This is a genomic window from Streptomyces sp. NPDC050485 (assembly GCF_044458185.1).
GTDB lineage: Bacteria > Actinomycetota > Actinomycetes > Streptomycetales > Streptomycetaceae > Streptomyces.
In genome coordinates, this window is record NZ_JBITHR010000052.1 from 1 (window position 1) to 22,503 (window position 22,503).

Annotated in this window: 26 protein-coding genes and 2 pseudogenes; 14 read left to right on the plus strand and 14 right to left on the minus strand. The window is 68.2% G+C overall.

Going from position 1 to position 22,503, the window contains the following annotated elements:
* Nucleotides 1–184 precede the first annotated feature (184 nt).
* The 5 genes from ACIBK6_RS41025 to ACIBK6_RS41045 form a co-directional block, all read right to left on the minus strand.
* Nucleotides 185–1,123 carry an alpha/beta hydrolase gene (locus tag ACIBK6_RS41025; RefSeq protein ID WP_399058369.1) on the minus strand — a complete coding sequence of 313 codons (939 nt, stop codon included), beginning with the start codon at nucleotides 1,121–1,123 and terminating at the stop codon, nucleotides 185–187.
* Between the two features lie 575 nt (nucleotides 1,124–1,698).
* Nucleotides 1,699–1,923, minus strand: a complete 225-nt coding sequence (locus tag ACIBK6_RS41030) for a hypothetical protein (protein WP_399058371.1) — start codon at nucleotides 1,921–1,923, stop codon at nucleotides 1,699–1,701.
* Between the two features lie 380 nt (nucleotides 1,924–2,303).
* Nucleotides 2,304–2,834 carry a YcaO-like family protein gene (locus tag ACIBK6_RS41035; protein ID WP_399058373.1) on the minus strand — a complete coding sequence of 177 codons (531 nt, stop codon included), beginning with the start codon at nucleotides 2,832–2,834 and terminating at the stop codon, nucleotides 2,304–2,306.
* Nucleotides 2,822–3,148 carry a hypothetical protein gene (locus ACIBK6_RS41040; protein ID WP_399058375.1) on the minus strand — a complete coding sequence of 109 codons (327 nt, stop codon included), beginning with the start codon at nucleotides 3,146–3,148 and terminating at the stop codon, nucleotides 2,822–2,824. Before ACIBK6_RS41040 ends, ACIBK6_RS41035 begins: the two co-directional genes overlap by 13 nt.
* Before the next feature lie 113 nt (nucleotides 3,149–3,261).
* On the minus strand, nucleotides 3,262–3,390 hold the full coding sequence (locus ACIBK6_RS41045) for a hypothetical protein (RefSeq protein ID WP_399058377.1): 129 nt from the start codon (nucleotides 3,388–3,390) through the stop codon (nucleotides 3,262–3,264).
* A gap of 935 nt (nucleotides 3,391–4,325) precedes the next feature.
* On the opposite strand from ACIBK6_RS41045, the gene ACIBK6_RS41050 reads away from it, so the two are divergent.
* Nucleotides 4,326–4,760 carry a CBS domain-containing protein gene (locus tag ACIBK6_RS41050; protein WP_399058379.1) on the plus strand — a complete coding sequence of 145 codons (435 nt, stop codon included), beginning with the start codon at nucleotides 4,326–4,328 and terminating at the stop codon, nucleotides 4,758–4,760.
* A gap of 827 nt (nucleotides 4,761–5,587) precedes the next feature.
* Here the strand turns inward: ACIBK6_RS41050 and ACIBK6_RS41055 are convergent.
* Nucleotides 5,588–6,346: a hypothetical protein gene (locus ACIBK6_RS41055; RefSeq protein ID WP_399058381.1), complete on the minus strand. Its 759-nt coding sequence runs from the start codon at nucleotides 6,344–6,346 to the stop codon at nucleotides 5,588–5,590.
* 462 nt (nucleotides 6,347–6,808) lie between these two features.
* On the opposite strand from ACIBK6_RS41055, the gene ACIBK6_RS41060 reads away from it, so the two are divergent.
* Both ACIBK6_RS41060 and ACIBK6_RS41065 read left to right on the plus strand, forming a co-directional pair.
* The gene (locus ACIBK6_RS41060) at nucleotides 6,809–7,192 is read left to right on the plus strand and encodes a RimK family alpha-L-glutamate ligase (protein ID WP_399058383.1); all 384 of its coding nucleotides are present in this window, start codon (nucleotides 6,809–6,811) and stop codon (nucleotides 7,190–7,192) included.
* Nucleotides 7,193–7,297: 105 nt separating this feature from the next.
* Complete coding sequence (locus ACIBK6_RS41065; protein ID WP_399058385.1) at nucleotides 7,298–7,522, plus strand: hypothetical protein; 225 nt, start codon at nucleotides 7,298–7,300, stop codon at nucleotides 7,520–7,522.
* Between the two features lie 142 nt (nucleotides 7,523–7,664).
* Here ACIBK6_RS41065 and ACIBK6_RS41070 read toward each other — a convergent pair.
* Nucleotides 7,665–7,934, minus strand: a pseudogene (locus ACIBK6_RS41070) (site-specific integrase); the annotation flags it as partial.
* A gap of 726 nt (nucleotides 7,935–8,660) precedes the next feature.
* On the opposite strand from ACIBK6_RS41070, the gene ACIBK6_RS41075 reads away from it, so the two are divergent.
* The 3 genes from ACIBK6_RS41075 (at nucleotide 8,661) to ACIBK6_RS41085 (ending at nucleotide 10,642) form a co-directional block, all read left to right on the plus strand.
* Complete coding sequence (locus ACIBK6_RS41075) at nucleotides 8,661–9,524, plus strand: G1 family glutamic endopeptidase (protein WP_399058386.1); 864 nt, start codon at nucleotides 8,661–8,663, stop codon at nucleotides 9,522–9,524.
* Nucleotides 9,515–10,000: a hypothetical protein gene (locus tag ACIBK6_RS41080; protein ID WP_399058388.1), complete on the plus strand. Its 486-nt coding sequence runs from the start codon at nucleotides 9,515–9,517 to the stop codon at nucleotides 9,998–10,000. Before ACIBK6_RS41075 ends, ACIBK6_RS41080 begins: the two co-directional genes overlap by 10 nt.
* Nucleotides 10,001–10,351: 351 nt before the next feature.
* Nucleotides 10,352–10,642: a hypothetical protein gene (locus ACIBK6_RS41085; RefSeq protein WP_399058390.1), complete on the plus strand. Its 291-nt coding sequence runs from the start codon at nucleotides 10,352–10,354 to the stop codon at nucleotides 10,640–10,642.
* A gap of 378 nt (nucleotides 10,643–11,020) precedes the next feature.
* Here ACIBK6_RS41085 and ACIBK6_RS41090 read toward each other — a convergent pair whose 3' ends face one another.
* Complete coding sequence (locus ACIBK6_RS41090) at nucleotides 11,021–11,356, minus strand: Helicase associated domain protein (protein ID WP_399058392.1); 336 nt, start codon at nucleotides 11,354–11,356, stop codon at nucleotides 11,021–11,023.
* Nucleotides 11,353–11,904 carry a helicase associated domain-containing protein gene (locus ACIBK6_RS41095; RefSeq protein ID WP_399058394.1) on the minus strand — a complete coding sequence of 184 codons (552 nt, stop codon included), beginning with the start codon at nucleotides 11,902–11,904 and terminating at the stop codon, nucleotides 11,353–11,355. The genes ACIBK6_RS41090 and ACIBK6_RS41095 overlap by 4 nt, the downstream gene beginning before the upstream one ends.
* Before the next feature lie 181 nt (nucleotides 11,905–12,085).
* Here ACIBK6_RS41095 and ACIBK6_RS41100 point away from each other — a divergent pair, with 181 nt between their 5' ends.
* Both ACIBK6_RS41100 and ACIBK6_RS41105 read left to right on the plus strand, forming a co-directional pair.
* Nucleotides 12,086–12,388: a putative quinol monooxygenase gene (locus ACIBK6_RS41100; RefSeq protein WP_399058396.1), complete on the plus strand. Its 303-nt coding sequence runs from the start codon at nucleotides 12,086–12,088 to the stop codon at nucleotides 12,386–12,388.
* A 283-nt stretch (nucleotides 12,389–12,671) separates the two neighbouring features.
* Complete coding sequence (locus tag ACIBK6_RS41105; RefSeq protein ID WP_399058398.1) at nucleotides 12,672–15,338, plus strand: SpoIIE family protein phosphatase; 2,667 nt, start codon at nucleotides 12,672–12,674, stop codon at nucleotides 15,336–15,338.
* A gap of 79 nt (nucleotides 15,339–15,417) precedes the next feature.
* Here ACIBK6_RS41105 and ACIBK6_RS41110 read toward each other — a convergent pair whose 3' ends face one another.
* Nucleotides 15,418–16,158, minus strand: coding sequence for an alpha/beta fold hydrolase (locus ACIBK6_RS41110; protein ID WP_399058400.1), 741 nt, complete (start codon nucleotides 16,156–16,158; stop codon nucleotides 15,418–15,420).
* 68 nt (nucleotides 16,159–16,226) lie between these two features.
* On the opposite strand from ACIBK6_RS41110, the gene ACIBK6_RS41115 reads away from it, so the two are divergent.
* Both ACIBK6_RS41115 and ACIBK6_RS41120 read left to right on the plus strand, forming a co-directional pair.
* Entirely contained in the window at nucleotides 16,227–16,556 is a 330-nt protein-coding gene (locus tag ACIBK6_RS41115; RefSeq protein WP_399058402.1) for an ArsR/SmtB family transcription factor, read from the plus strand.
* 6 nt (nucleotides 16,557–16,562) lie between these two features.
* Nucleotides 16,563–16,763: a hypothetical protein gene (locus tag ACIBK6_RS41120; protein ID WP_399058404.1), complete on the plus strand. Its 201-nt coding sequence runs from the start codon at nucleotides 16,563–16,565 to the stop codon at nucleotides 16,761–16,763.
* Nucleotides 16,764–16,990: 227 nt separating this feature from the next.
* On the opposite strand, the gene ACIBK6_RS41125 is transcribed toward ACIBK6_RS41120, so the two are convergent.
* The 3 genes from ACIBK6_RS41125 to ACIBK6_RS41135 form a co-directional block, all read right to left on the minus strand.
* Nucleotides 16,991–17,524 (minus strand): integrase core domain-containing protein, encoded by a 534-nt coding sequence (locus ACIBK6_RS41125; protein ID WP_399058406.1) that lies wholly within the window; start codon nucleotides 17,522–17,524, stop codon nucleotides 16,991–16,993.
* A gap of 10 nt (nucleotides 17,525–17,534) precedes the next feature.
* Nucleotides 17,535–17,960: a hypothetical protein gene (locus tag ACIBK6_RS41130; protein WP_399058408.1), complete on the minus strand. Its 426-nt coding sequence runs from the start codon at nucleotides 17,958–17,960 to the stop codon at nucleotides 17,535–17,537.
* A gap of 1,101 nt (nucleotides 17,961–19,061) precedes the next feature.
* Nucleotides 19,062–19,736, minus strand: a complete 675-nt coding sequence (locus tag ACIBK6_RS41135) for an NADPH-dependent FMN reductase (RefSeq protein WP_399058410.1) — start codon at nucleotides 19,734–19,736, stop codon at nucleotides 19,062–19,064.
* Nucleotides 19,737–19,924: 188 nt separating this feature from the next.
* Between ACIBK6_RS41135 and ACIBK6_RS41140 the strand changes: the two genes are divergently transcribed.
* From ACIBK6_RS41140 to ACIBK6_RS41155, 4 genes and pseudogenes are all read left to right on the plus strand, one after another.
* Nucleotides 19,925–20,326 (plus strand): VOC family protein, encoded by a 402-nt coding sequence (locus ACIBK6_RS41140; protein ID WP_399058412.1) that lies wholly within the window; start codon nucleotides 19,925–19,927, stop codon nucleotides 20,324–20,326.
* A 220-nt stretch (nucleotides 20,327–20,546) separates the two neighbouring features.
* Nucleotides 20,547–20,837 (plus strand): hypothetical protein, encoded by a 291-nt coding sequence (locus tag ACIBK6_RS41145; RefSeq protein WP_399058414.1) that lies wholly within the window; start codon nucleotides 20,547–20,549, stop codon nucleotides 20,835–20,837.
* Between the two features lie 5 nt (nucleotides 20,838–20,842).
* Nucleotides 20,843–21,100, plus strand: coding sequence for a hypothetical protein (locus tag ACIBK6_RS41150; RefSeq protein WP_399058416.1), 258 nt, complete (start codon nucleotides 20,843–20,845; stop codon nucleotides 21,098–21,100).
* Between the two features lie 318 nt (nucleotides 21,101–21,418).
* Nucleotides 21,419–21,799 (plus strand): annotated as a pseudogene (locus ACIBK6_RS41155) (integrase); the annotation flags it as partial.
* 281 nt (nucleotides 21,800–22,080) lie between these two features.
* Here ACIBK6_RS41155 and ACIBK6_RS41160 read toward each other — a convergent pair.
* The gene (locus ACIBK6_RS41160; protein ID WP_399058418.1) at nucleotides 22,081–22,440 is read right to left on the minus strand and encodes a DUF6207 family protein; all 360 of its coding nucleotides are present in this window, start codon (nucleotides 22,438–22,440) and stop codon (nucleotides 22,081–22,083) included.
* Nucleotides 22,441–22,503 lie beyond the last annotated feature (63 nt).

Genomic DNA, 22,503 nt, shown 5'->3' on the forward strand with positions numbered 1-22,503 from the left:
CACTCCCACGCCCCCCGCCCCCCCCGCCCCCCCCCCGCCCCCCCCCCCGCGCCCCCCCCGCGCCCCCCCCCGCCCCCGCCCCCCGCGCGCCCCCCCCCCCCCCCCCCCCCCCCCCCCCCCCCCCCCCCCCCGCAGCTCGTCCACCAGCGCATAGAGCCGAGCAGTGCGGTTCACGCTGTTGACGCTACCTTCCCGTGGTGGACAGGAAGTCCTGCTCGCGCCGTAGTTCCCGCTCGGTGATGGTCAGTGGGAACAGGGTGAAGCCGTGCATTGCGCCGGCGACGACACCGAGTTGCACAGGCGCACCTGCTGCCTGCCATCGTTGGGCGAGGAACAGTGAGTCGTCCAACAGCGGGTCCTCGGTGCCGACGACGATCCGGGCAGGCGGCAGGCCGGCCAGGTCGGCGAACAGCGGTGAGACCTCGGGATCGCGGCGCTGTTCCGCCTCCATTGCCGGTGTGAACAGCCCATAACTGCCTCGCAGCGTGTCGGTATTGCTCAGCAGCCGCCGGGATCCAAATGATCGCTGGCTTGGTGTCATCGACAGGTCGTAGGGGCCAAAGAGCAGGTGGGCCGCCCGGAATGCGCCGGTGATGCCGTGCCGGTCGCGAAGGCGCAGCAGGGTTACGACGCTCAGGTGCGCACCGGCCGACTCACCACCGATCAGCAGCCGTTGAGTGCCGAACTCGGCTGCGGCGTGGTCCACCAGCCACCGGGCGGCCGCTTCGCAGTCGTCGGGCCCGGCGGGGAACGGGTGTTCCGGCGCGAGGCGGTACTCCACGCTGACCACGGCCAGTCGTGCCTGCTCGGCAAGTCGCCACAGCCTCTCGTCCTGCCCGTCTGCGGAGCCGAACGCCCAGCCGCCTCCGTGGATGTGCAGGTACACGCCGTCGACGTGGTCGGGTACGAACGCCCGGACTGTCGCCCCGCCCGCGACAACGCGGTCTTGGCCTTGCGGCAGTCTCACTGGTGGCGTGTCGCCAGCGAGCCGGTTGCGCCGCAGGGCGGCCAGCAGGGTTGCGTCCGGCATCTCTTCGCGAGCCGGGCGGCTCGCAGCAGCGGCGGCAAAACGCTCGTTGAACTTCAGAGTCTCGGCGAGGCAGTCCTCGTCTGTGATCGTCATGCTGTCGACAGTCGCAGCCGTCCGCGACAACGCTCTGTCACCCTTTCCTGGTGAGCTGCGTCACAGAACTGTCGCATCTGCGATGCGCCGGTTTGGTGTCAGTGATGGCCCGTCAGGTTGGTTGGTTTGTGCTGGTGTTGTGAGTGGTTGACCTGGACGTCATTGACATGGGAATGGTACTGGGGGGTGCTGCTGTCATGGGCTGGTGCACCCCCGGGTGCCTCACTGTCACGGAAACGGTGCTTCTGATCCATGTGCGGTGCCCATGCCGGCCTTGGCCGCCGCCCAGGGCAGCACGGTGGCGTCATCGTTGTACGCGGCGTCCAGGCCGTCCATCTGTCAGCTGGGGTCGTACAGTCCGACGCCCCGCGCGTGGGCGGAGTCACCGGTTCCCTGCCCCGGGCGACGTAGCGGGTGGTCTCGACGGTGACCGTCCGGCTCAACTCCGTCTTCAGGTGCTGGCCTTGGGGCGTGGCGGGCAGCACGATCTCCCCGGGTCGCAGCGGGAAGAGGTCCTTGCCGGCGGAGTCGGTGACCGGTGGTGCGAGCGCCGCCCGGTAGGTGGTGGCGTACAGCTACCGCAGGAGCCACTTCCTGGTCAGTTTCATCACTTCCGCACGGCTGAGACCACCGTGGTCGGCGGCGATGAAGTGCTCCCCGATCCGCAGTGAGCAGACGACCATGCAGCGCACCTCGACCTCGGCCTCGTCCGGACAGAAGGCGCCGAACAGCGAACGCAGGTAGTCCATGCGGCGGTTGTCCACGCGCCGCAGCCGCGTGCCGGGGCTTGGATCTGTCACGCGGGCAGGAGGTCCGGGTCGGTGACGGCAGGGCGAGTTGCCCGGTCACGCCCCGTGCGCGGTCGCCAGGCCGCGGGGGCCTGGGAGGATGAGGGCACCTTTGACGATGGCGAAGAAGCGCTCGAGTCCCGGCACTACGACATGGACGGCACTGGCTTCGCCGGGCAGGGAGGCGAGGTGCCGTTGATAGGCGGTAAACCCTTGGGCCTCAAGGCAGGCCAGCAGGCGGCCAAGCTGTCGTGCTGGCTCGTGGGGTGCTGGTTCGTCCTGGAACGGACTCCTGTCGGCCTGCCGGAGAGTGGGGGTGAGGTCGAACCGCCCCGCACCGATGCAGCGCAGGGTAGGGCGAAAGGAGCGCGAGCGGCACGGACACCGTCGGCTCATGGCGGCGCCGCGGTCGATTCCAGGAGCTCGCACAGCGCCCCCTGCACGGCCTCGTGGAAGGTGAGTGCGGCGGCCTGGCCTCGCAGATAGGTGCTTGAGGAGGTCGGAGGTACGTAGGCGAGCACCGTGGGGATGGCGAGGTCGCTGGTGGCGTCGATGAGGTACACGCGCCTGGCTGCTTCGCGTTCGGCCCGGGTACGGAGAGCGGCGAGTTCGTCAGGGAGGGTGGCCGGGGCGAGGACCGCGGGCGGCCGGCCTGCGAGGAGCGCGCCGATGATCAGCATCGAGCAGGCGTCCCTCTCGACCGTCTCCAGTAGCGCGTGGACGGTGGTCTGCACCGCGGTGGGCGCCAGTGCGTACCCGGAGGCGACCGAGTATCTCGACAGGGCCGTGTAGTCGGCCCTGTCGTTGAGTCGATCCCGATACGGGCGGCCGGCCGCTTGCGCGTACCAGGGGGCGCCGAGATACAGCGGGATGCTCGTGGTGTCCGTGCCTGCGTGGAGCGACCGGTAGGTCAGGCAGGCCACTTCCTGGTCGGGCGCTTGGCCAGAAGTGCAGCGTTTGCCTCGTCGGCCAGCTCACCGGCGGCCAATTGCCCGGCCGCCACCAAGTGGACCTGGGCCGCATCGAGCCCGGCCGGGCTCGCCAGGAACCGCTCCAACGCTTCGGCCAGAGCCCGGAGTCGGGCCTCGCCGTCCGTATGGCCCTTCCCGACCCCATCGGCAACGCATTTGCCGTCAGTGTCCGCCAGGTCGCAGCGCCACACGGACAGGACTCGGTCAAGGCAAGCCTGCAGGTGCCACTGCGGGCGCAGCCCGAGGCTGTGGGCTGCCGCCTCCACAACCACGGCACCCGGCGGCGCCCTGCCCGCGGCAGGCGGTGGGAAGGGGGCCTGCCGGGCGTCTTCGCCACCAGGTCCGCGGCTGCGGCCGTCCTTCCCCTGCACGTGCCTGGTCAGACGGTCTCGTCAGACAAGGGCGCCGGCCTGCCCTCCAGCTCCTCGGCCAGGGCTGCTTCCTCGACCGTGAGCACCGCGTCTTGCGGCTGGTGCGCGATGGCCATGTCGGCCAGGCTGTCATCCATCGTGGATCCCTCCGTCATGCTCGGAACACGGCCCGAACAGGCCACTCCTGTCACCCTCAAGCACAACCTCCCGGGCTAGCAGGGCGGGGCACCGGCGCAACGTCGCACGGCCGGGTCGCGTCCCTGGCAGGCCACGCCACCCATTCGAACAGACGCCAGCAGCGGTGCCTACCGAAGTGGTGAACAACTGCTGTCGACCCAATCTCGCGTACAAAGCCACTACGACACCCTTTGGCGTCGGCGGAGTTCGGCCTGAGGTTCCGAGTCCCCGATGCGATCTCTCGGTTTCGGGGCAGTGGTGTGAGAGACGGTGGGCTTTGGTGTGTTGATGCTGTTCGGGGACTGTTTCGGGGCGTGGGGTCACTGTCATTGAGGTGAGAGATCGGTGTGGGATCGCTGTCCTGGGCGTTTGTCGCAGGTGGGGTGACGCTGTCTCAGTTTCGTGAGTTCTGATCCACGGGCGGGCCCGGGGGTTGGTGTGATCGGCGGGTGGATCAGGAAACATGCCGGCTGGCGGGGTCGGGTGGTGGCCCGGACGCTGATCTGTCGGCCGAGTCGGTTCGGGCGTTGCGGGGGCCGGCGGTGCGCCGGCTGCTGGCTCTGCGCCGTGAGGGGAACCTCACTACCGGGCATGTGAGGTCGGCAGCGGATGCGCTGGGTGTGGAGGAACGGGCGGTGTGGCGGTGGCTGGCCGCTGCCGAGAAGGACGGGGCCGAGGCGCCGGGGCCGCAGGCCGTTGGTCTGCTGATCAGCCCGCGTACCGTGCAGCTCCCGCCTGCCCTGATTCTGCCGCACCCGTCCAGGCCGCCACCGGGACAGGGCCCCTTGGCGTGCGGGGCCATCGAACCGCTGCTTATGGTGACCACGTCATCACACTTCGCTCCGAGCCGGTCCCGCGGGGATCGACGTACCGGAGCCACCAAGGAGGATTACCCGTGATCACTGCCAATGACATCATGCATGCCGGGGCTCAGTGCATCCGCGAGGACCAGACGCTCATGGACGCGGCCAAGATGATGCGTGACATGGGCGTCGGCGCCCTGCCGATCTGTGGCAACGACCAGAAGCTCAGGGGGATCATCACCGACCGCGACATCATCACGCGATGTATCGCGGAGGGCAAGGACCCGTCGATGATGAAGGCGATGGAACTCGGTGGTCACCTGCACTGCGTCCGTGCCGAGGACGGCATGGACACCGTCCTCCGGAAGATGAGCCAGCACCAGATCCGCCGAATGCCGGTGATCAAGGACGACAAGCTGGTCGGCATGATCAGCGAGGCGGACCTGGCGATGGGTCACCGCGACGGCAACCGGCTGACGGACCAGCAGATCGTCGACTTCATGGACAGCGTCTACGTCAAGCGTTAAAGTCCCGCGCCCCTACCGGTTGCCCCGGTGCGCTACGCAGTAGTCCGTGCCGCCGCACGGCCGGAGAACAGGCAGCCACCGAGGAAGGTCCCCTCCAGGGGGGCGGTAGCCGGGCATCCCGCCGCCGCCGAAGCCGGCTGCCTCCCCCGCCGCGGACGCCTAGCTAGACTCGTACTTCGTCACCGGTTCAGGTCTGTGGCCAGCGGGTTTGTCCGATGTCGGTGTCGAGGGGTTCGAGGAGGTGGAGTTGGACGCCTCGGGTGATCTGGACGGTCGGCGGGTCGGTCGTTCCCGATCCGTAGGTTGAGCTTGCCGAGGTGGTAGAGGATCATCCGCCGGTGGGCCGGACCCGGCGGTTGTCCGGGTAGAGCCCGACCATGGTCTGCTCCGATGCCTGATCGAACGCCAGGTCAGACAGGCCCTGGGGACCAGCAGTGCCAGACAGGTGACCTGGATCAGGGCGGCGGCGCGGCGGTTGTGCTGGACGAAGACCGGGGTGACCGCGAGCGGGCCCTTGAAGTCCGCGTAGCGGCGTTCGACCGTGCCTTGGCCCTTGTACTGGATCAGGACCTGCGCGGGGTCGGCCCGCTCCGCCGGGAGCGGTGTGATCAGCGCGTTTCCCGGTCCCCGCGGCCACGGTCTGAGTGGGCGCATCGCTGCGGGTGCCGACCCGGCGGTGGCCTGGATCGAGATTCCGTGTACGCAGTGCCCAGCCCAGCCGGGGCAGGTTTGCACCATCCGCTACAGCGACGGGACGAGCGGGGAGGCGAAGATCCCGCACGGGGAACGGGCACTGGCCGCGAGGAGGGCCACAGTGCCCAGGTGAGTCAGACGGATTCCGCGCGCATGGAGGAGAAGACCCTGCCCAGCGTGTCGCTCTGATGCCGGGGCGCGTCGTCGGAGAACGTCGCCCGGGCCCGGTCGAGGTCGTCGCGCCTGAGGGGGCGGGGCACTTGGGGGGTCAGGCTGATGATCAGAGGGCGGGCCCCCGTCTGCTGGTACGCGGCGAGTTTGTGGTGTCCGTCGAGGAGGTAGCCCACCGGGCTTTCGGGGGTGGGGAACAGTGCGACCAGCGTCGGCAGGTCGCCCCTGGCGCGGATACGGTCGCGGTAGCCGCGCACCGCCCTGTGGTCGCGGGGCGGCCACGTGTCGGTGGTCGCCAGTGCGAGCTCTTCGTCGGCGTACCAGCTCTGGACCTGGAGGGCGCGCGGGTGGACTATCCGCAGGTGGTGCGGGGCGACTGCGGCCTTCATCACGTACCGCCCGGGGGCGAGCAGTGACAGCAGCGGGCGCAGGCATTCGGGATCCGGGGGTTCGGCCTGGCCGGTACGCGGATCGGGCACGAGGCCGGGGGCGCTGAGCCACTCGGTGAGGTACTTGACCTCGCAGAGCCCGGGGCCGCCAATGCCCGCGCGCGCCGCAAGCCAGCCCATGCTGCCGCAGCCGTCGCTGGCCTCCAGGAACACCGGATCACCAGCGAGCAGGAGCAGGCTGCCACTCTCGTCGCCGGTCACTTCGATGACGCCGTGTCCGTCGGGCACGTCGAAGGCCACGGAGGAGGGAGGCGGAGGCGGGCGTCTGGTCATCTGCCGATCCTACGGACGGCTGCCCGGGCCGCACCGGACGGAGAGAGCCGGTTGTCGTGCGCAGAGCAGATGTCAGTGCGACGCAGGGTTTTGTCAGTGCGCCGGCTCCTCGTTGGGGCTGCCGGGCTCGCGGCCGGTGGCGATGGCTTCGTCGTACGCGAACAGCGTCCGGTAGAGGGTGGAGCGGCCGAAGCCGAGGTGCGAGGCGATGGCAGCTCGCCGACCTCCTCGGCGTCCACGAGCGCCAGATCGACCTCGAAGAACTCCCCGTCCTGCCCGTCCGCGTCCTGCCCGTCCGCGTCCTGCTCGAACTCGCCCGCCGCCTCGGCATCCACCCCGCCGACCTCATGCCCGGAGCGGACGACCTCTTCGAGCCCGAACTTCTGGGCCGTCGGACGTCAGCCCAGAGACCCGAGGAGAAGGAGGCAAGGCCCACCCTCGGCCCGCATAGCGATACGTGGGGTGGCTTTGCAGTACCTGAACATCGACCGCACCCACGTCCGGGGCGGCAGGGTGTATCACGGTGGGGGGTGCCTCAACGAGCTTGATCTGTATGTCTGGTACGCGCAGATCGACCGCGGGCCCGGCAGCTACCACCTCGAGGCGCTGCGGACGCTCAGCCACGACACACGGGTAGTCGTCGACCCGGAGAGTTTCTCGGCCGGCGTCGACAAGTACCGCTCTCACCTGCTGCTGGAACGCGCCGGGGTGCGGGTGCCCGACACCGTCCTGCTGCACCAGGGCAACGTGAGCGCTGTTGAGCCCGTTCTGGCCGAGTGGGGTCGGGCCCTGCTCAAGCCTCGCCTCGGCTGCTTCGGCCAAGGTGTGGTCCTCATTGATGACTGACTTCTCCACACTGCGGGATGCCGCAGGCTATTTGGCGGCCGTGGCGCCGGGATCCGCCGACGAGACGCTGCTGCTGGAGCGGGCGGTGAGGTCGACCTGTGCGAGGTGTCGGCGGGGCATGTCGAACTGGCCTTGCAGGCGCAGAAGGCACTGGGAGCGCAGATCATCGGCTTCGACATGATCCTCCACCAGGGCATGCCGATCATCGTCGACGAGAACACCTTTCCCGGCTTCTACCCCGAACTCTTCGACGCGGCTGGAAAGGACCTGGGCTTCGAGCTGTACCGGATGATCGCCCAGTCCGTCGACGAATGCCGCACGATGATGTGAGGAGGCATGTCCAGCCGGGAATGGTCCCGTGTCAGAAGCTCGGTCATCCTGTGGAGCCAACGCGGTAATCCCCGATTCCCCTGAATCCACGAAGGCGGGCCAGTGGGCCTTGCCGGGGCGCGGGCGGTCCTCGGCGACAGCCTCACCTGCCGCTGTCGCCCGGCGCATGCAAGCTCGTAAGTTCGGCGATCCCCTCCGGGGACGGCTTGAAGTAGCGGCGCACGTTCTCCGGCTTCTTGCGCCACGACTTCGCCATCAACATGAGGAGGCCCGCCCCGGCCTCGCCGAGGCGAGTCAGACCGGAGTGTCGCCATTCATGCAGTTCCCACCCGATGCCCGGCGTGCCACCGACGGCAGTGTGCTCATCGAGCAGGGCGCGGGCCTGGCCATACGACAGCTGGGCGAACCCAGTACCGGTACGTAGCTTGACCTGCCGCAATGACTTTTCGAGCCCCACAGGCCATGACCGGACCGGCTCACTGGATGGCTCGGTGCGAACCGGCCAGCGGCCACGGTGAACTCGCGGGAGACCGTCGTCAGAGAGGGGGCGGCAAGGTGCAACGGTACGCGGGCAGCGGGGCTCCTCGGCGATCACCAGTCTTGGCGGACTACCTGATCAGCTCAGCCCCGTTGCCCGCGTACCGATCGACACTGAACCCCCTTGCCACCAGCGGAAATACGTCAACTACCCGACCTTGGGGCAAGGCCCATCAGTGGCCATACTGAAAAGGCTCATGGCCTGAAATGCCCATTACACATTCCCGCCCCCTTGGCTCTACCAGGAAGTCATGACAGCCTGACGCGTTGTCATGAGCACGTTCCGCGTCTGCCGTTGAAGACAGGCAGCGATACGGGGGAGTTCAGTTTGTTCAGGTTACGCAAGTTGTCCACGCTGGCAGCAGTATGCGCCGCGACTGTCCTGGCGGTTGGCACGGGCGGGCCATCCGCCACTGCCGCACAGCCGACGCCGGTCCCGGTTCCGCCCACCGCGCAGACGCCGCCAGCCGCAGCCGCGCGCGGCTGCCCGTCCGGCGTCAGCCTCAACGTTCCGTCCGCCGCCGGTGTCGCCAAGTACGGCGCCTCCGCCTTGCTTCCGGCCTCCATGCCGCAGGCCCAAAGGACCGCCGACAGATCTCCGGTGCTGCGGAAGATCGCGCACAGCAAGGTCCAATGGCTGACGTCGCTCGACTGCTCCGCAACCACGCTCACCAACGGCCCGAGGTCAGCGCAGAGTCGGCCGGCTCGGTCCGCGGACACCCCCCAGCAGGTCTGCGCACTCCCGAACACCAACTGTCAGCCCAACTGGAGCGGCTACCAGACCGGGACACCGCGCGGCACCGGCACCTACAGCGATGCCAGCATGGAGTGGGACGTCCCGGACGCCTCGCACTCCGGCGACCGCAACGCGCACGTCACCATCTGGCCGGGCATCGGAGTCGGAAGCGACGCCGACAAGCTGGTCCAGGCCGGGACCGAATCGGTCCAGTACAGCTTCCTGGGCGGTCTGTTCCACACCCAGCGCTACTACGCCTGGATCGAGATCGTGCCCGGTGAGTACGAGATCCGGATCAGCAACCTCCCGGTGCGCCCCGGTGACCATATGCTGGTCGACGTGTCCTACGACACCACCACCCACAACGCGACCTTCACCATGTACAACATGTCCACCGGCAAGGGCGGCTCGATCTCCCAGCCGGTGAACGGGCCGACCGGCTCGCAGTCCGAGTGGATCGTCGAACGCACCTGCGAAGGCTCGCAGAACACGTGCAAGTACACACCGCTGGTGAAGTACGGAAACGAAAAGATCACCAACGCCGGAGGACAGCTCACGGAGGGCGGCTCTACGAGCGGCTTCTACGCCGGCCAGATGCAGCCTCAGAACACGCCGATGACGGACTGCAAGGAGACCAAGTTCCTTTCGACCGTCGGCCCGCTCGACGGTACGGGCGGCAATTTCACCACGACCTGGCAGGACTACGGAAAATCGGAGAAATGCCACTGAGTACGACCGCTCTGCGCCGTGAGCACGGCGTACCCGCCCGCGCCGTGCTCACGGCCGCCGCAGCACTGCTTGTGGCTGGAGCAGGCTGCAGCACCACGCAACCGCGTACCCACGAGGCGATCAGGACGCTCAGCGTCTGCGGCACAGTCCTCAGCCGGGCCGCCGAGGTGCCTAAGGTCCAAGGACTCGACCCCCCGCACGACGACCCGCAGGCGCCTGCCGATTCGCTCCTGCCCCCGCCCTACGGGCACGCTCCCGCCCCCAGCGAGGCCCAACTGCGGGTCGTCCGCATCGTCTCCGGGTGTGACCATGGCGGGACCGTCCTGGTCACCCCGCAGAACGCCGTCCGAACGGGCACGGTGGTCCGCGCGCCCGACGGGTCGATCATCGCCCTCGTTCTGATCAAGCTGGACAGCACCACCGTCACCGTCCACGCCTACAGGGGTGCTGTTCCCCTGGGCTGCATCCAGATCTGAGCGCGACGGCAGGCGGAGACCTTCGGACTCACGTTCCTCCACCTTTCGCCTGGCTCGCTGCGCGGGATGTGACGGCGGCCGTTGGTGTGGCCGCGGTGCAGTGGAACCGGGCCGTACTCGTCCTGGCCGACGCTGAGCGCGACTTGGGACGGCCGGGCTGGAGAGGGGAGTGGACTGATGCGTACGAGTACTACGTGCCCGGCAACGACATGGTCCTCGGCCCTTTCGGGCCGGAAGGACCGTGAGGCGGATGGTCACCGGCAACTGCGGGTTGTCACCCGTTGTCGGTGTTGCCGGGGGCCGCTTGGGCTCGTTGGGCAGGGCACGACGACGCTCACGACGGATTCCGGGATGACGAAGGCGTGGGAGGACTACGCGCTGCATCTTCGGGAGGTACTGCGGCAGTGCGCTATCGACACGCCGGTGTGCCTGCCGGGGGAGGTCCGGGACTGCGGGAACGACTACGCGCATCACTGTGTGGGCTATCTCGCGATGCTCAGGGCGAGGGCGGAGGACGGGCTGTGGCACATCGACCACGGGCAGGGCGACGGCCGGGCGATGGCGGAGCACATTTACGGGCGCTGGCGTGCCGAGCTGGCCGGCCAGCGGGACTGCGAGCAGTGCCGTACGTCAACACGATGACGTACAGGCCGCGTCGGTGACGTACGCGGCGACGGCCGGGCTCGGCGGGCTGCTCGCTGCTGGGCTTGGACGCGTATTCCCGGGCAGTCGGCCCGGCCGGCGGGGGTCTTGGGTGTGCAGGGTCGCGGGGCTGCGACCTCGGGACCCTTGTGCGCTCATCCTGATCCGGCCCGTGTCAGTCACCCGCTGTCCTGCGTCCAGTCCAGTGCGGGCTCGGCGAGTTGCCCACCGCGACGTGGTCCGATGGCCCGCCGGTGGCATCTGCGTCAGTGTGGGTGCGGGAGTGGCCGGCTGCCCATACGGTCGTGGTGGCGGCTCCGCTCCCGCCGCCTGCAGGCGGAGCCGCCCCACCACGACCGTATCGGCCACCGTGGCCTTCTACGCCCAGTCCATGCCGAGTTCGGCGAGCTGCTCCCCGCTCAGCTTGTCCCGGTGGCTCTTCTGGTTCGAGACCCACACCTCCAGGCGCACCTCGTGGTCGTGGCCGTCGATGGTGATCTGTTCGGTGTGCTGGCGCGGAACAACGGTCCGTTGCTCACGTTCGACGTACTGGGCAAGCGCGGTCAGGCCCCGTGTGAACGCGGCGCTGCCCCGCCCCGCCCAGGTGCGGGCCTGCACCGCCGGTTGCACACCCTGCTGTTCCTCGTTGAGTCGGCGGAAGTCGAGTTGTCGGCGGGTGAGCCAGCGTCCGATGTCGTCCCCGCGGTAGGTCACCCCGGGCACGATGCCTGTAGCGCCCCGTCGTCCAACAGGGCCTTCAGGACGACGTGGTGGCGCTGCCAGTCCACCGACCACCCCAGCACCGCGGGGTTCCATTCCTTGTCGACTGCCGTGAGCTGCTCAGCCCGCCGCTCGGCGCGTACGGGGTCCTCGCCCAGCCCGTCGGCCTTGCGGATGTTGGTGAGCCACTGCCCGACCGGCTTGTCCAGCGCGGTGGCGTGCCGGGGCGCGGCCAAAGTCCCGGCCTCCGCGAAGTAGGCGCGCGCGGCTGCGAGGTTCTCGGCGAACTGGGCGTCGGCGGTGTCCCACACGATCCCCAGCGTTTCCAGGTCCTTGGCCCGCTTCCCGTCCATCTGTCCGGCCCGCAGCGCGCGCCGCTGATCGGACAGCCACCGCCCCAGCGGGTAGGCGCCTTCCAGGTGCTCGTAGGGCACCTCCAAGTCCCCTTCCCGCTTCTGGTAGCGGGCGGCGGCTTCGTAGCCGCGGATCCAGTCCTGTTTCTCCGGCTCGACCACACGGAACTTGATGAACTTGGCGACCATCACTGAGTCCCGGGGGGCGCGAACCGGAGCAGCAGCCGGTGCTCCTCTTGGCCGTCCTCGGGCTCCGCGCCGATGTCGAGAGAGGGATCGACGACGCTCTTCTGATTCGGGTGCAGCTTGTTCTGAGTGACCGTGCACCCAGCGAACGTGCCTGGTCATGGTAGTAAGTAGGCTCTAGCGCATGTCGCAGCCGATACAACTCGTCATCCTGATCACTACTCTCCCGGGCCGCGGCCAGGAGCAGGTCACTGCATTCGAGCGTCTCGCACCGATCGTGCGAACCGAACCGGGATGCCTGCAGTACGACATGCACCAGGTGAGCGGGACCTCGGACCGCTTCGTTCTCATCGAGCGGTGGGCGTCGAAGGAGGCGCTTGCCGCACACGACGCCACCCCGCACATGATCGAAGCCGACGCAGCCAGCCCGGCGTTCCGGGCGGGGCCCGCAGAGGTCGTCCAGCTCGTCGCTGAGCCCCTGGCCTGAGCGCATCACACGGGGAGTACCGATCCTGGTGCTCCCTCAGAACGAGCCGCACCCAACTCCTTTTACGCATAGCTGAATTGACGCTCTTTGCCCGCGCTTGGCGTCCAAGGTGATTGAAGCTATGCGTACCGGATCTGACTGGTTCGGCATGTTCGTAACAGAGGGCGCTCAACGGCTGCGCAAAACCCCATCACGGCAGCCGGACCCCGCTGAACGGGTACGTTCTCCCGCGCACGGCGCGGCTTTCCGGCTCGGATCGTGACGGTGATCGCAGGATCGGGTCATGGGGTCGTCCGAGCAAGGTCCCGAGCACGGTCAGGAGCCGGCATCCGGCGCGATCCTCCCCGCACCCGCGTCCGGCGCGCGGGACGCGGGTGCGGGAAGGAAGGGGCTCAGGTCCGGCGCTCTGGGGCTGTTCTCCTCCGTGGTCATCGGCATGGCCTCCACCGCCCCGGCCTACAGCCTGGCGGCCACACTCGGCCTCATCGTGGCGACCGTCGGCCACCAGGCGCCGATCATCACGATGCTCGCCTTCATCCCGATGCTGTTGATCGCGTACGCCTACCGGGAACTCAACGCGAGCAACGCCGACTGCGGGACCACGTTCTCCTGGGCGACACGTGCCTTCGGCCCGCGCGTCGGCTGGATGGGCGGCTGGGGCATCATCGTCGCCGACATCATCGTCATGGCGAACCTCGCCGAGATCGCCGGGATCTACGGCTTCCGGCTCCTGGGCTACGAAGCACTCGCGGAGCACCGGGTATGGACCACCCTCGCCGGGGTCATCTGGATCGGCGTGATGACCGCGATCTCTTACATCGGCATCGAGATCTCGGCCGCCGTCCAGAGCGGGCTCCTCCTCATCGAGGTGGGCGTCCTGCTGCTGTTCGCCGGCACCGCCCTGGTCAAGGCCTACACCAGCAATCCGGGGACGGCGAGCCACATCTCCGCCTCCTGGTTCAATCCGTTCGAGGTGTCCTCGACCAGGGAGCTGACCGCAGGCATCCTCGCCGCCGTCTTCATCTACTGGGGCTGGGACACCGCCGTCACGGTCAACGAGGAGACCGCCGAGAGCACGCGCATCCCCGGCCGCGCCGCGGTCATCTCCACCGTGCTGCTGCTGGTCACCTACGCCCTGGTGACGACCTCGGTGCAGGCATTCGCCGGAGTCGGCACCTCCGGGATCGGGCTGGGCAACACGAACAACGCGGAGGACGTGCTCTCGGGGCTCGGCTCTGCCGTCTTCGGCACCCACGGCCCGGGGATCTTCCTCGCCAAGCTGCTGATCCTCATGGTGCTGACCTCCTCGGCGGCCTCCACCCAGACCACCATCCTGCCCCTGGCCCGGACGGTCTTCTCCATGGCCGCGCACAAGGCCCTTCCCTCCCACTTCGCCCGCGTTCACCGCAGATTCCTCACCCCGACCTGGTCGACCGTCGGCGTGGGCCTGGCCTCGATCGCCTTCATGGTCCTGCTCACGGTGATCAGCCACGACTTCCTGGCCGACTCCATCGGGTCGATCGGCCTCGCCATCGCGTTCTATTACGGGCTGACCGGCTTCGCCTGCGTCTGGTACTACCGGCGCGTGCTCACCCGCGGCCGCAGGGACTTCCTGTTCAAGGGCCTGCTGCCGGGTCTGGGCGGGCTGATGATGCTCTTCCTCTTCTGCTACGCCGCCTTCGACGTCTACGCCGATCCCGGCTACGGCAAGACCTCCATCGACCTTCCGATCGTCGGACGGACGGGCGGAGTGACCGTCGTGGGCATCGGTGCCCTGCTGATCGGCGTCGTACTGATGCTGATCGTCACCCATGAACACACCACGGCACTCCGACTTCAGCGGAGCCTGCTGCCCGACAGGCTGCCGCCGCACACCGCCGTGGAGCTGGCGAGCCGTTACGTTCCGGCCGACAGCCGGACCGGGGTGGGCGGCGACTGGTACGACGCGATCCCGCTCTCCGGCACGCGCGTCGGTCTGGTCGTCGGCGAGGCTACCGGCCACGGCCTGCGCGCCGCCGCCACCATGGGACGCCTGCGCACGGCTGTACGCGTCCTCGCCCGCCTCGATCTCACCCCGGACGAACTCCTCCTCCGCCTGGACGACATGGTCCGGCAGGGCGCCCGGGAGGAGGCATCGAAGCGTGGTGCGGCCGGCCGGAAGCCGGTGGCTGAGCCGGCCCTCGGGGTCTCGTGCCTGTTCGCGGTGTACGACCCGGTGTCCGGAAGGTGCACCATGGCGCGCGCCGGGCACCCGAGGGCAGCGATCCTCCAGCCGGACAGCGGCATCGCCACCTACCCGGAACTACCGGCCGGCCCACCGCTGGGAGTGGGCGGTCTGCCGTACAAGAGCACGGAACTCCAGCTCGCCCGCGGCAGCCTCCTCGCGCTCTTCACCGACGGCCTCGTCCATGCCGCCACCGACGGCCCCGGCAACGGACTCGGTCTGCTCGCCGAAACCCTCGCCCAGTCGCCCCGGCCGCTGGAAGAGCTCTGTGACCGCGTGGTCGCGGCCCTCCTGCCGGGGCCGGCGAACGACGACGCGACCCTGCTGCTCGCCCGCACCCGGATGCTTGCCGAGGACCAGGTGGCCGTGTGGGAACTGCCTCCCGATCCCGCGATGGTCGGCGACTCACGCAACGCGTCCACGGAGCAGCTCGGCGCATGGGGCCTGGACGATCTGGCGTTCACGACCGAACTCATCGTCAGCGAGCTGGTCACCAACGCCATCCGCTACGCCGCCGGACCGGTCCAAGTCCGGCTCATCCGCGACCAGACCCTCATCTGCGAGGTGTCCGACACCGGGCACACCTCACCCCATCTGCGGCACGCCGAGACCGATGACGAGGGCGGCCGGGGCCTGTTCATCATCGCCCAGATGGCTCAGCGATGGGGCACCCGCTACACGGCCACCGGCAAGACCATCTGGGTGGAGCAGGACCTGCCGCCCTGAGAGCCGTCCGGCCGGGAAGGCGACATTCGAACGCTTCCCGCGCATGTTCCTCAGCGCCGGCAGCCGCAAGACGGTGTTGTCAACTTGTGGTGTTGGACGGGTGGTTGGGGTGTGCCGGAGGCTCGTGTGTGGTCGGGATCCACCTGTCCAATGCGGCAAGCATGCCGGGATAGTTGTCGAGGTGGATGACGTGCCCGGCGTTGCGGACGGTGTCGACGGTGTAGCCAACCTCACGAAGCGCAGTCGTGTGCTCGTCGGTGATCGTCATGCTGGGGTCGGCGCGCAACACCAGTGAGGGGCGAACGGGCGGGGTGACCGGCCAGCCGGCGAAACGGTCGGTGATCTGCACAGTCTCGGGATCCCACCGCTGCAACATCGCGAACTTGGCAGCCACCTGGGCCGCGGTCCAATGAGGGTTGGCCGCCGCAATGTCCTCGTCGGTTTGATTCTTTCGCCGCCGGAACATCTCGGACCAGCCCGGCTGTGCCGCACGCCATGCGGGATCGAGGTATACGACGCCGCCGATCGGCAGGCGCGTCACCGCGGCGGCGATAATCAGCCCGCCGAGGCTGTGGCCGACGGCCAGTTCGTACCGGCGCGTGCCCACCCAGTCGATCAAGGCAGAGGTGACGGATTCGACCGAGTACCCGGGCCACCGGGGACTGTGCCCGTGGCCGGGCAGGTCGATCGCGTCCACCTGGTAGCCGCGCCGGGCCAGATCACGCCCAAGCTCGCTCCAGGTTGTCGAGTCGGAGGTCAAGCCATGCACCAGCAGCACCCGCCGCCGCCCGGCATCACCCCACGTCCGCACGTACAACACGCAAGCTCCTTATTTCAATAACCATTGAAGTATAAGGAGGCTATCGGGCGCCGCGATATACTTCAACAGTGATTGAAACACTGGAGGAGGCTGACGGCGTCCCGACTCTCGGCGGGGTCCTGGCCGCCTTGGCCGACGACTCCCGCCGTGCCATTGCCCGCCGCCTGTGGCGAGAAGGTCCGCTCAGTTGCGCAACCGCGATCGACGGCCTCGGCCTTACCGCATCCGCGGCGTCTTACCACTTCAAAACCTTGCGTGAGGCTGGGCTGACCACTACGACCAAACAGGGCACATACCGCATCATCGCCCTGCGCGCCGACCTGATGGAGCGCCGCTACCCGGGGCTCCTCTCGGCCATCCTCGGCGCTGTCGGGGCTGCGGATACTCTGATGGGATGATCCGTCATGCAGTTCGCCGGGGTCGGCTGCGATGCGGGCCGGGACCGTCACCCGGGCGGAAAAGACGTACTCGACCACCTCGATCACGGTGAGTTCGACAGCGATGTCGGTGTCCCGGCTGTCGTCTGCTGCTACGTCGGCGGGCTCGGTGCTCCGGACGTTCAGAGCGGTGTCCGCTCTGATGAGTGCGGGGCCGTCGCAGGCTGAAGCGTAGGCGGCAAAGGGGAGTGGTTCGTCCTGTCCTCGCCGTACTGCCCGGGTACTGCCTCCTCACCGTCACCGCCGGAGCGGTGAACCACCGAGCGGGTGGCCCGGAGGGCGACACGGCGCGGCTAAACCGTCCCCCGCGCAGGGGCCGCCGCAAGGCCGACAACGCCGGCGGAGCGATTGGCCGCCAGCGTCGCAGAAGCTCGGCGGTGCCCTTGCCGAGAATCTCATCCGCGCAGGTCACGCAGTATGTCGGTACTCGTGGAGGGTGCCGCCCGGACGCTCGCGTCGTTGTATGTCGAGGCGGGCGATCTGCTCCGGATCGGCGATTGGCGATTGGCGATTGGCGCGGGGAGGGGACGGAGCGGGCGGGCGTTCCCGATGCCCTGGTGCGGCCGGTGGGAGGTGTAGAACTGCTCGAACTCCCGCAGGGCGTGCAGCAGGTGGCGCTGGTTCCAGATCAACGTCCGGTGGAGTAGTTCGCGCCGGCAGGTCTGCACCCACCGCTCCATGACCGGGTTCGTTCTGGGCATCCGGACCCCGCTGAGCACGACCTCGATCCCCGCATCGTTCAGGACGGCGTCGAACAAGGCCGGGAACGTGCCGTCCCGGTCGCGGATCAGGAACCGCGCCCGGCAGCCAGCGTCCCCCAGGTCCATGACAAGGTTCTTCACGGCCTGCACCACCCAGGCGGCGGTCGGATGCGCGGTGGCGCCCGGGATCCGGATCCGGCGACTGCCGTGCTCGATCACCGCGAACATGTAGCCACCTTCACCCCGAGGAACAGCAGCTCTCCGTGGACGCGCCGATACCCCCAACTGGGATTCTCCCGCGCCAGGCGCAGGACCGGGGCGCGGATGGAGCGCAGGTCCGCGGCCGTCCCGGGCGCTTCGGCCTCGACTGGTCGGCATGCCGGCGGGCGAGAAGGTCGCGGTGCCACCGCAGCACCGTGTCCGGGTGCACCAGCAGCCGCAGCCGACGCAGCACATCCAGCAGCAGCCGGTGCAGCAACGCCGCCAGGAACACCCGATCACTCGGGGTGAACCGCCCTCTCTCCGTGCCCAGTTGACGCTCCAGCACCGCAAGCTGGTGGCGCAGCGCCAGGATCTCCGCGTCCTTGTCCCCCTCGCTCATCGGCAGCAGGCGCAGCACCGCGAACGCGTTCGTCACCGTCAGGTAGGCCAGTCGCAGCAGCACGGTGGATCATCATGCCGGGCGGATCGTCGAAGAAGAGGCCTCCGAGCCGCTCAACCATGGCCATCGCGCCCCCTGCTCCAGCCGACTGACTCCACGCTCCTGACCCGGCCGGATGGGATTCTCGGCAAGGGCAACGGCACGGAAGGCCATATGTTGTTTCTCCTGAGAAGCGGGGACGAGATCCTCCTCAGTCTCAGCGAAGCAGCGCAGCGAACCGCCGAGCATCACCCTCACGAGGCGTGGCGTGCACCGATCCCCTCACCTCCCAGCTGAGCGCATGCCCACCTTGCCACCAGCACCACGGTTCCCAGACACTCACTAACGGCCGGTGGCAGGCACGGAGGAGCCGGCGCCGGGCGGTTCCGGCATGTCCCAGCGCATGAAGGGGTTCACGAACAAAATATGGTCGTTGGGATGCGGATCACGAATGAACGGTATGACTACGACTACGGCCTGAAGCCGCTGATGACCCGCATCAACATTCGCCAAATGTGATAGATGGGACATAGATCCCTTAGGTGGGCCCGCGGAACCGGCGCTCCGGCAGCGCAGAGTCCCGGGGCTGTCTCCGGGCCCTGGAACTCTGGTGCCGTTCACCTGACCGCCGGTTCAACGACCGTTCGCAGCCCCAGTCACCCCCCCCGGCACCCAGTCCATGCGGGGCTTGGCGAGCTGCTCGGCGCTCAACTGGTCGCGGCGGCTTTTCTGGTTGGAGACCCACGCCCCCAGCCGCACCTCGTGCTCCGGCCGTTGGCGGTGATCCGTTCGGTGTGCTGCTGCGGCACTCTAACCCGCTGCTCCCGCTCGACGAGTCAGGGCCCGGTCGCCTCGACTCCTATCTTGCCGTAGTCGCTCGGCAGTTATCGGGGGCGAGATCGTGGGTGACAGGCCCCGTGCCCGCCCGCTGCGTCCGGAGACAGCGCGGGCTGGCGCTCGGGTCTCCTGGCCGGTGTACTGGCGGATCCAGTTGGAGCTGAACAGGGATCATCCACGGACGTAGACGGACTGAGGTGATCCCCGTCGTACTCCGGGGGGTCGCCTCAGATGCGGGCGAGCCCGGTTGCATCGACAGCCGGTGCCTGACATGGCTGTGAAAGGCGTTCAATCCTCCTGGGTGCGCTGGGTGATCGGCGCGTCCGTACGATCACCCAGGAATTCGTACCAGCGACGTCGCAGGCACACATAACGGGTGTCAGCCTCCACCAGCTGCAGGAAGGAGTCCGCCGCGTCCGCCAGGCGCTCCTGGAGGCCGGAGTCGGACAAGTCGCCGCTGTCGGTGAAGCCCTCGTGCGCCTTGGCGAGACTGAACATGTCCGGATAGACGCGGGTGCCAAGGTGCTCCAGCGGAACTCGGAGAGCCCATAGCCCGCGGTTCCCTCCGACCATCGAGGGCGAGGCCGACACGAGTAGCGCGTGCTTGTCCTTGAATGGTTGGGGCCGGACACGCGAGACCCAGTCGATGGCGTTCTTCAGCACTCCGGGCACCGATGCGTTGTACTCGGGGGCGGAGATCACGAACGCGTCGCATGCCTCCAGGCGCTCATGGAGAGCCAGTGCGCCTGGAGGCAGTCCCTCGGTCGTCTCGACGTCCCCGTCGTAGACGGGCATGGCGAACTCCCGCATATGGGCGAGGTCGACTGTGGCGCCCGTGCGTTCCACCAGCCGGGCGACGAGTGAGGCAAGTCGGCCGTTGAGGGAATCGGCGCGCAGCGAGGCCCCGAAGACGAGCACGCTTACGGGCCCATGCTCTGGCTCGTCCGCTGTGTCTGCGGCCATGGGATCGGACCTCCACGTATCGAATGGGCGACGGTGGCGCACTCGCCTGCTCATCGTGGCTCTCGCTTGCGCCACTGGCGAGTCGGCCGGCGCATCCGGCTCCGGTGGCGCGACGCGCGCAAGACCCGACGATGGGAGAGAAGGACCACCCCGAGTGGCGAGGATCCGTGCCGAGGAGGTCTGTACCTGTGAGTGTGTTCCCGACCGAGGGCATGGAAATGACGCGATTGCTTGTCGTTTCCGACGTTGCGGCGTCGCGTCAGTGGTACGAGGGGGTGCTGGGGGCGCGCGTCGACCGTGAGTACGAGTCCGCGTGCGTGCTGAGCATGCTGGGTGGCTGGATTCTCTTGGTCGCGGGTGGTGGTCCGACCGAGGACAAGCCCACCGTGGCCCTGGCGCCGCCCGCGGACGCTGACCGGGTCAGCGCCGAACTGATCTTTCGGGTACGTGACTGCCGTGGTGTGTATGAAACCCTCCGGACACGTGGGGCGGATTTTCTCACCCCGCCGGTGGATCGCGGCTACGAGATCCGGGCATTCTTCCGCGACCCCGACGGGCACCTGTTCGAAATCAGTGAACTGGTCGGCTGACGAAGGGGATCGGCAGTGGGTAGAGGCTGCGGTGTCCGAAATGGGCTACGTGCTGGTTCCTCGCCGCCAACGGGGAGGGCTCGTTCAGTGGTGGGCTGACCAACGCGCAGGTCTGTTCGACGGGGAGTGGGGACGGGCTTGTCCGGGGGATGACCGACCGTTGCGCAGGCCGCAGCGGTACCGTGGCAGGCGTATGACGAGTGACCGAGGAGGGGAAGACATGACGGCACAACCCGTGCATTCCGGCGAGCCGTACCAGCCGCCCATGAACACGCTGCCTGAGCTGCGTGCCGCGTTGGCGGGGCTGAGTTCGCTGGGTATCCCGACCGAGCTGGAGAGCTTTGAGGCTGAGCTCGCCGGCACGCCGCTCGACCAGGTCAAGGAGCTCGCCGACCGGTACCGGGCCTATGTCCTGCGCAACACGACGCCCGAGGCGGTTGCCGCGCTGACCATGTCCTCCGCCGAGTCCGCCGCCGTGCTGCGCCGCAAGGTCGCGGAGGCCGGGCGTTGACTCCCGTGCACTATTCCGACGAGGCCGAGAAGGTGCTCACCGAACTCACCCGGGATGAGCGAGCGGCCGTCGCGGATGTCCGGGCGTCGCTGGAATTGGACCCGCACAGGGGTGATCGCCGCCCCGGCTATGACCCCGACATCGAGGAGCGGGTCGTACGCCTCACCACCGAACAGACGCGGGGGCGTGGTATCTCGGTGCTGTACCGGTACCACCGGGACATCGATGCGGTGCTCGTCACCTGGTTGATGGTCGGTCCATAGGCCCCGCAGGCTGTCATGCGCAGTTTCACCGGTCGGCGAGACGCGTCCGTCGTGTGCCGGGCCTCAGGCCCGAACGTCCGGTTGTGGAGAGGCGGTTGTGGCAGCGCGTCGAGCTGGTGCTGCGTGTGAGCGGAGTCGGCCGCTACCATCCCGAGGACGATCCGGATGTGGGCGAGGACGACCTTCAAGCCTGCGGGTGCCGACAAATTATCCGGCCAGGTCAAGAGTTTGATCGTCGTTGACGGGGCCTTCTGCTACAGCGCTGCTCGCACCCGTGTGGTTCACGTGGACAGCGGTCGGGCGGCATCATGATCTGTCGTGTTGCTGCGCCTGGCTTACCTCGCCGTGACCAACATCTTCGTGCTCCTGCGCCTGCTGCCGATGAGCGAGCGGGACAAGGACGTCGAGATCCTGGCGTTGCGGCACCGACTGCTGGTCCGTCAGCGCGAGGTCAGCAAGCCCGTGTTCAACGACGCCGACCGTGCAGTCCTCGTCGGACTGCTCCACCACCTGCCGATGGACAAGCTGCGCCAACTCCTGCTGCTGGTACGCCCCGACACGATCTCGCGCTGGCACCGCGACCTGATCAAACGGCGCCATGCCGCGACCTGCAGACCGAGGCGACGCGGACGCCCGCCCACCGTCCGATCGATCCGCGCCCTGGTCCTTCGCCTTGCCCGCGAGAACAGCTCCGGGGGGGGGTATGGGCGCATGTGCCAGTCCGCTACATCACCCTCCTACAGTCCATTCGACCCTCTCCCGGGGACGATCACGGGGCCCGGGACACCGCCGGCCGCGTCTACCGCCACCAATGGTTCGTACGTCCGCCGGCGTACGTACCCCGACCAGAACGACCCGACGGGCTTCTCACGCAAGTGGGTCGGCCCCTACCTGGTCACCCCCGCAGGGTGCGAGAACGCCCCCATCCTGGGCAAGGAGCGCGTCGTCCACGTCCTGCGCCGCTGACCGAGGACCAGGTACTACACCCACCGCACCGAAATGCGATGAGTGCAATCTTGGATGCCGGGGCGTCGGTGGTCGGCATGGACACGGGCGGTCACCCCTGGCGCTCCCGGGATGCGGTGGACGGTGCTGATACCGGAGGTGGCCCACCAGCGCTGCAGTTCGCTCATCACGGCGTGCGCGGTGGCTTCGTCGGCGGTGGTGTTCCCTGTCAAGTTCTTATGTTCAGCTCTGTGGGCTGCTCGTGGGGCCTGGTGAGGGTTTGCGAGACAGCATTCGAACAGAGGAGCAATATTTTTCGGTCGATGATCGCTCGCCGAGTTCAGAGCGGTTCGAGGAGCCCGTCCCTCTCTGTCAAAGTGTGTCAAGTCAGGCATACTGGATGATTCATTGAGTCGAGGGCGGAGAAGGAGTAGTGCCCCAGGTGGCCAGCACCAACG

What these genes read in the sequence shown, in the direction of transcription:
- ACIBK6_RS41105 (WP_399058398.1), top strand. Translation starts at nt 12,672, where the DNA reads ATGGGGTCGTCCGAGCAAGGTCCCGAGCACGGTCAGGAGCCGGCATCC.
- ACIBK6_RS41160 (WP_399058418.1), bottom strand. Translation starts at nt 22,440, where the DNA reads ATGCCTGACTTGACACACTTTGACAGAGAGGGACGGGCTCCTCGAACC.
- ACIBK6_RS41135 (WP_399058410.1), bottom strand. Translation starts at nt 19,736, where the DNA reads ATGGCCGCAGACACAGCGGACGAGCCAGAGCATGGGCCCGTAAGCGTG.
- ACIBK6_RS41100 (WP_399058396.1), top strand. Translation starts at nt 12,086, where the DNA reads ATGTCGCAGCCGATACAACTCGTCATCCTGATCACTACTCTCCCGGGC.
- ACIBK6_RS41025 (WP_399058369.1), bottom strand. Translation starts at nt 1,123, where the DNA reads ATGACGATCACAGACGAGGACTGCCTCGCCGAGACTCTGAAGTTCAAC.
- ACIBK6_RS41145 (WP_399058414.1), top strand. Translation starts at nt 20,547, where the DNA reads ATGACGGCACAACCCGTGCATTCCGGCGAGCCGTACCAGCCGCCCATG.
- ACIBK6_RS41045 (WP_399058377.1), bottom strand. Translation starts at nt 3,390, where the DNA reads ATGGATGACAGCCTGGCCGACATGGCCATCGCGCACCAGCCGCAAGAC.
- ACIBK6_RS41085 (WP_399058390.1), top strand. Translation starts at nt 10,352, where the DNA reads ATGACGAAGGCGTGGGAGGACTACGCGCTGCATCTTCGGGAGGTACTG.
- ACIBK6_RS41055 (WP_399058381.1), bottom strand. Translation starts at nt 6,346, where the DNA reads ATGACCAGACGCCCGCCTCCGCCTCCCTCCTCCGTGGCCTTCGACGTG.
- ACIBK6_RS41080 (WP_399058388.1), top strand. Translation starts at nt 9,515, where the DNA reads ATGCCACTGAGTACGACCGCTCTGCGCCGTGAGCACGGCGTACCCGCC.
- ACIBK6_RS41095 (WP_399058394.1), bottom strand. Translation starts at nt 11,904, where the DNA reads ATGGTCGCCAAGTTCATCAAGTTCCGTGTGGTCGAGCCGGAGAAACAG.
- ACIBK6_RS41125 (WP_399058406.1), bottom strand. Translation starts at nt 17,524, where the DNA reads ATGTTCGCGGTGATCGAGCACGGCAGTCGCCGGATCCGGATCCCGGGC.
- ACIBK6_RS41120 (WP_399058404.1), top strand. Translation starts at nt 16,563, where the DNA reads ATGCAGTTCGCCGGGGTCGGCTGCGATGCGGGCCGGGACCGTCACCCG.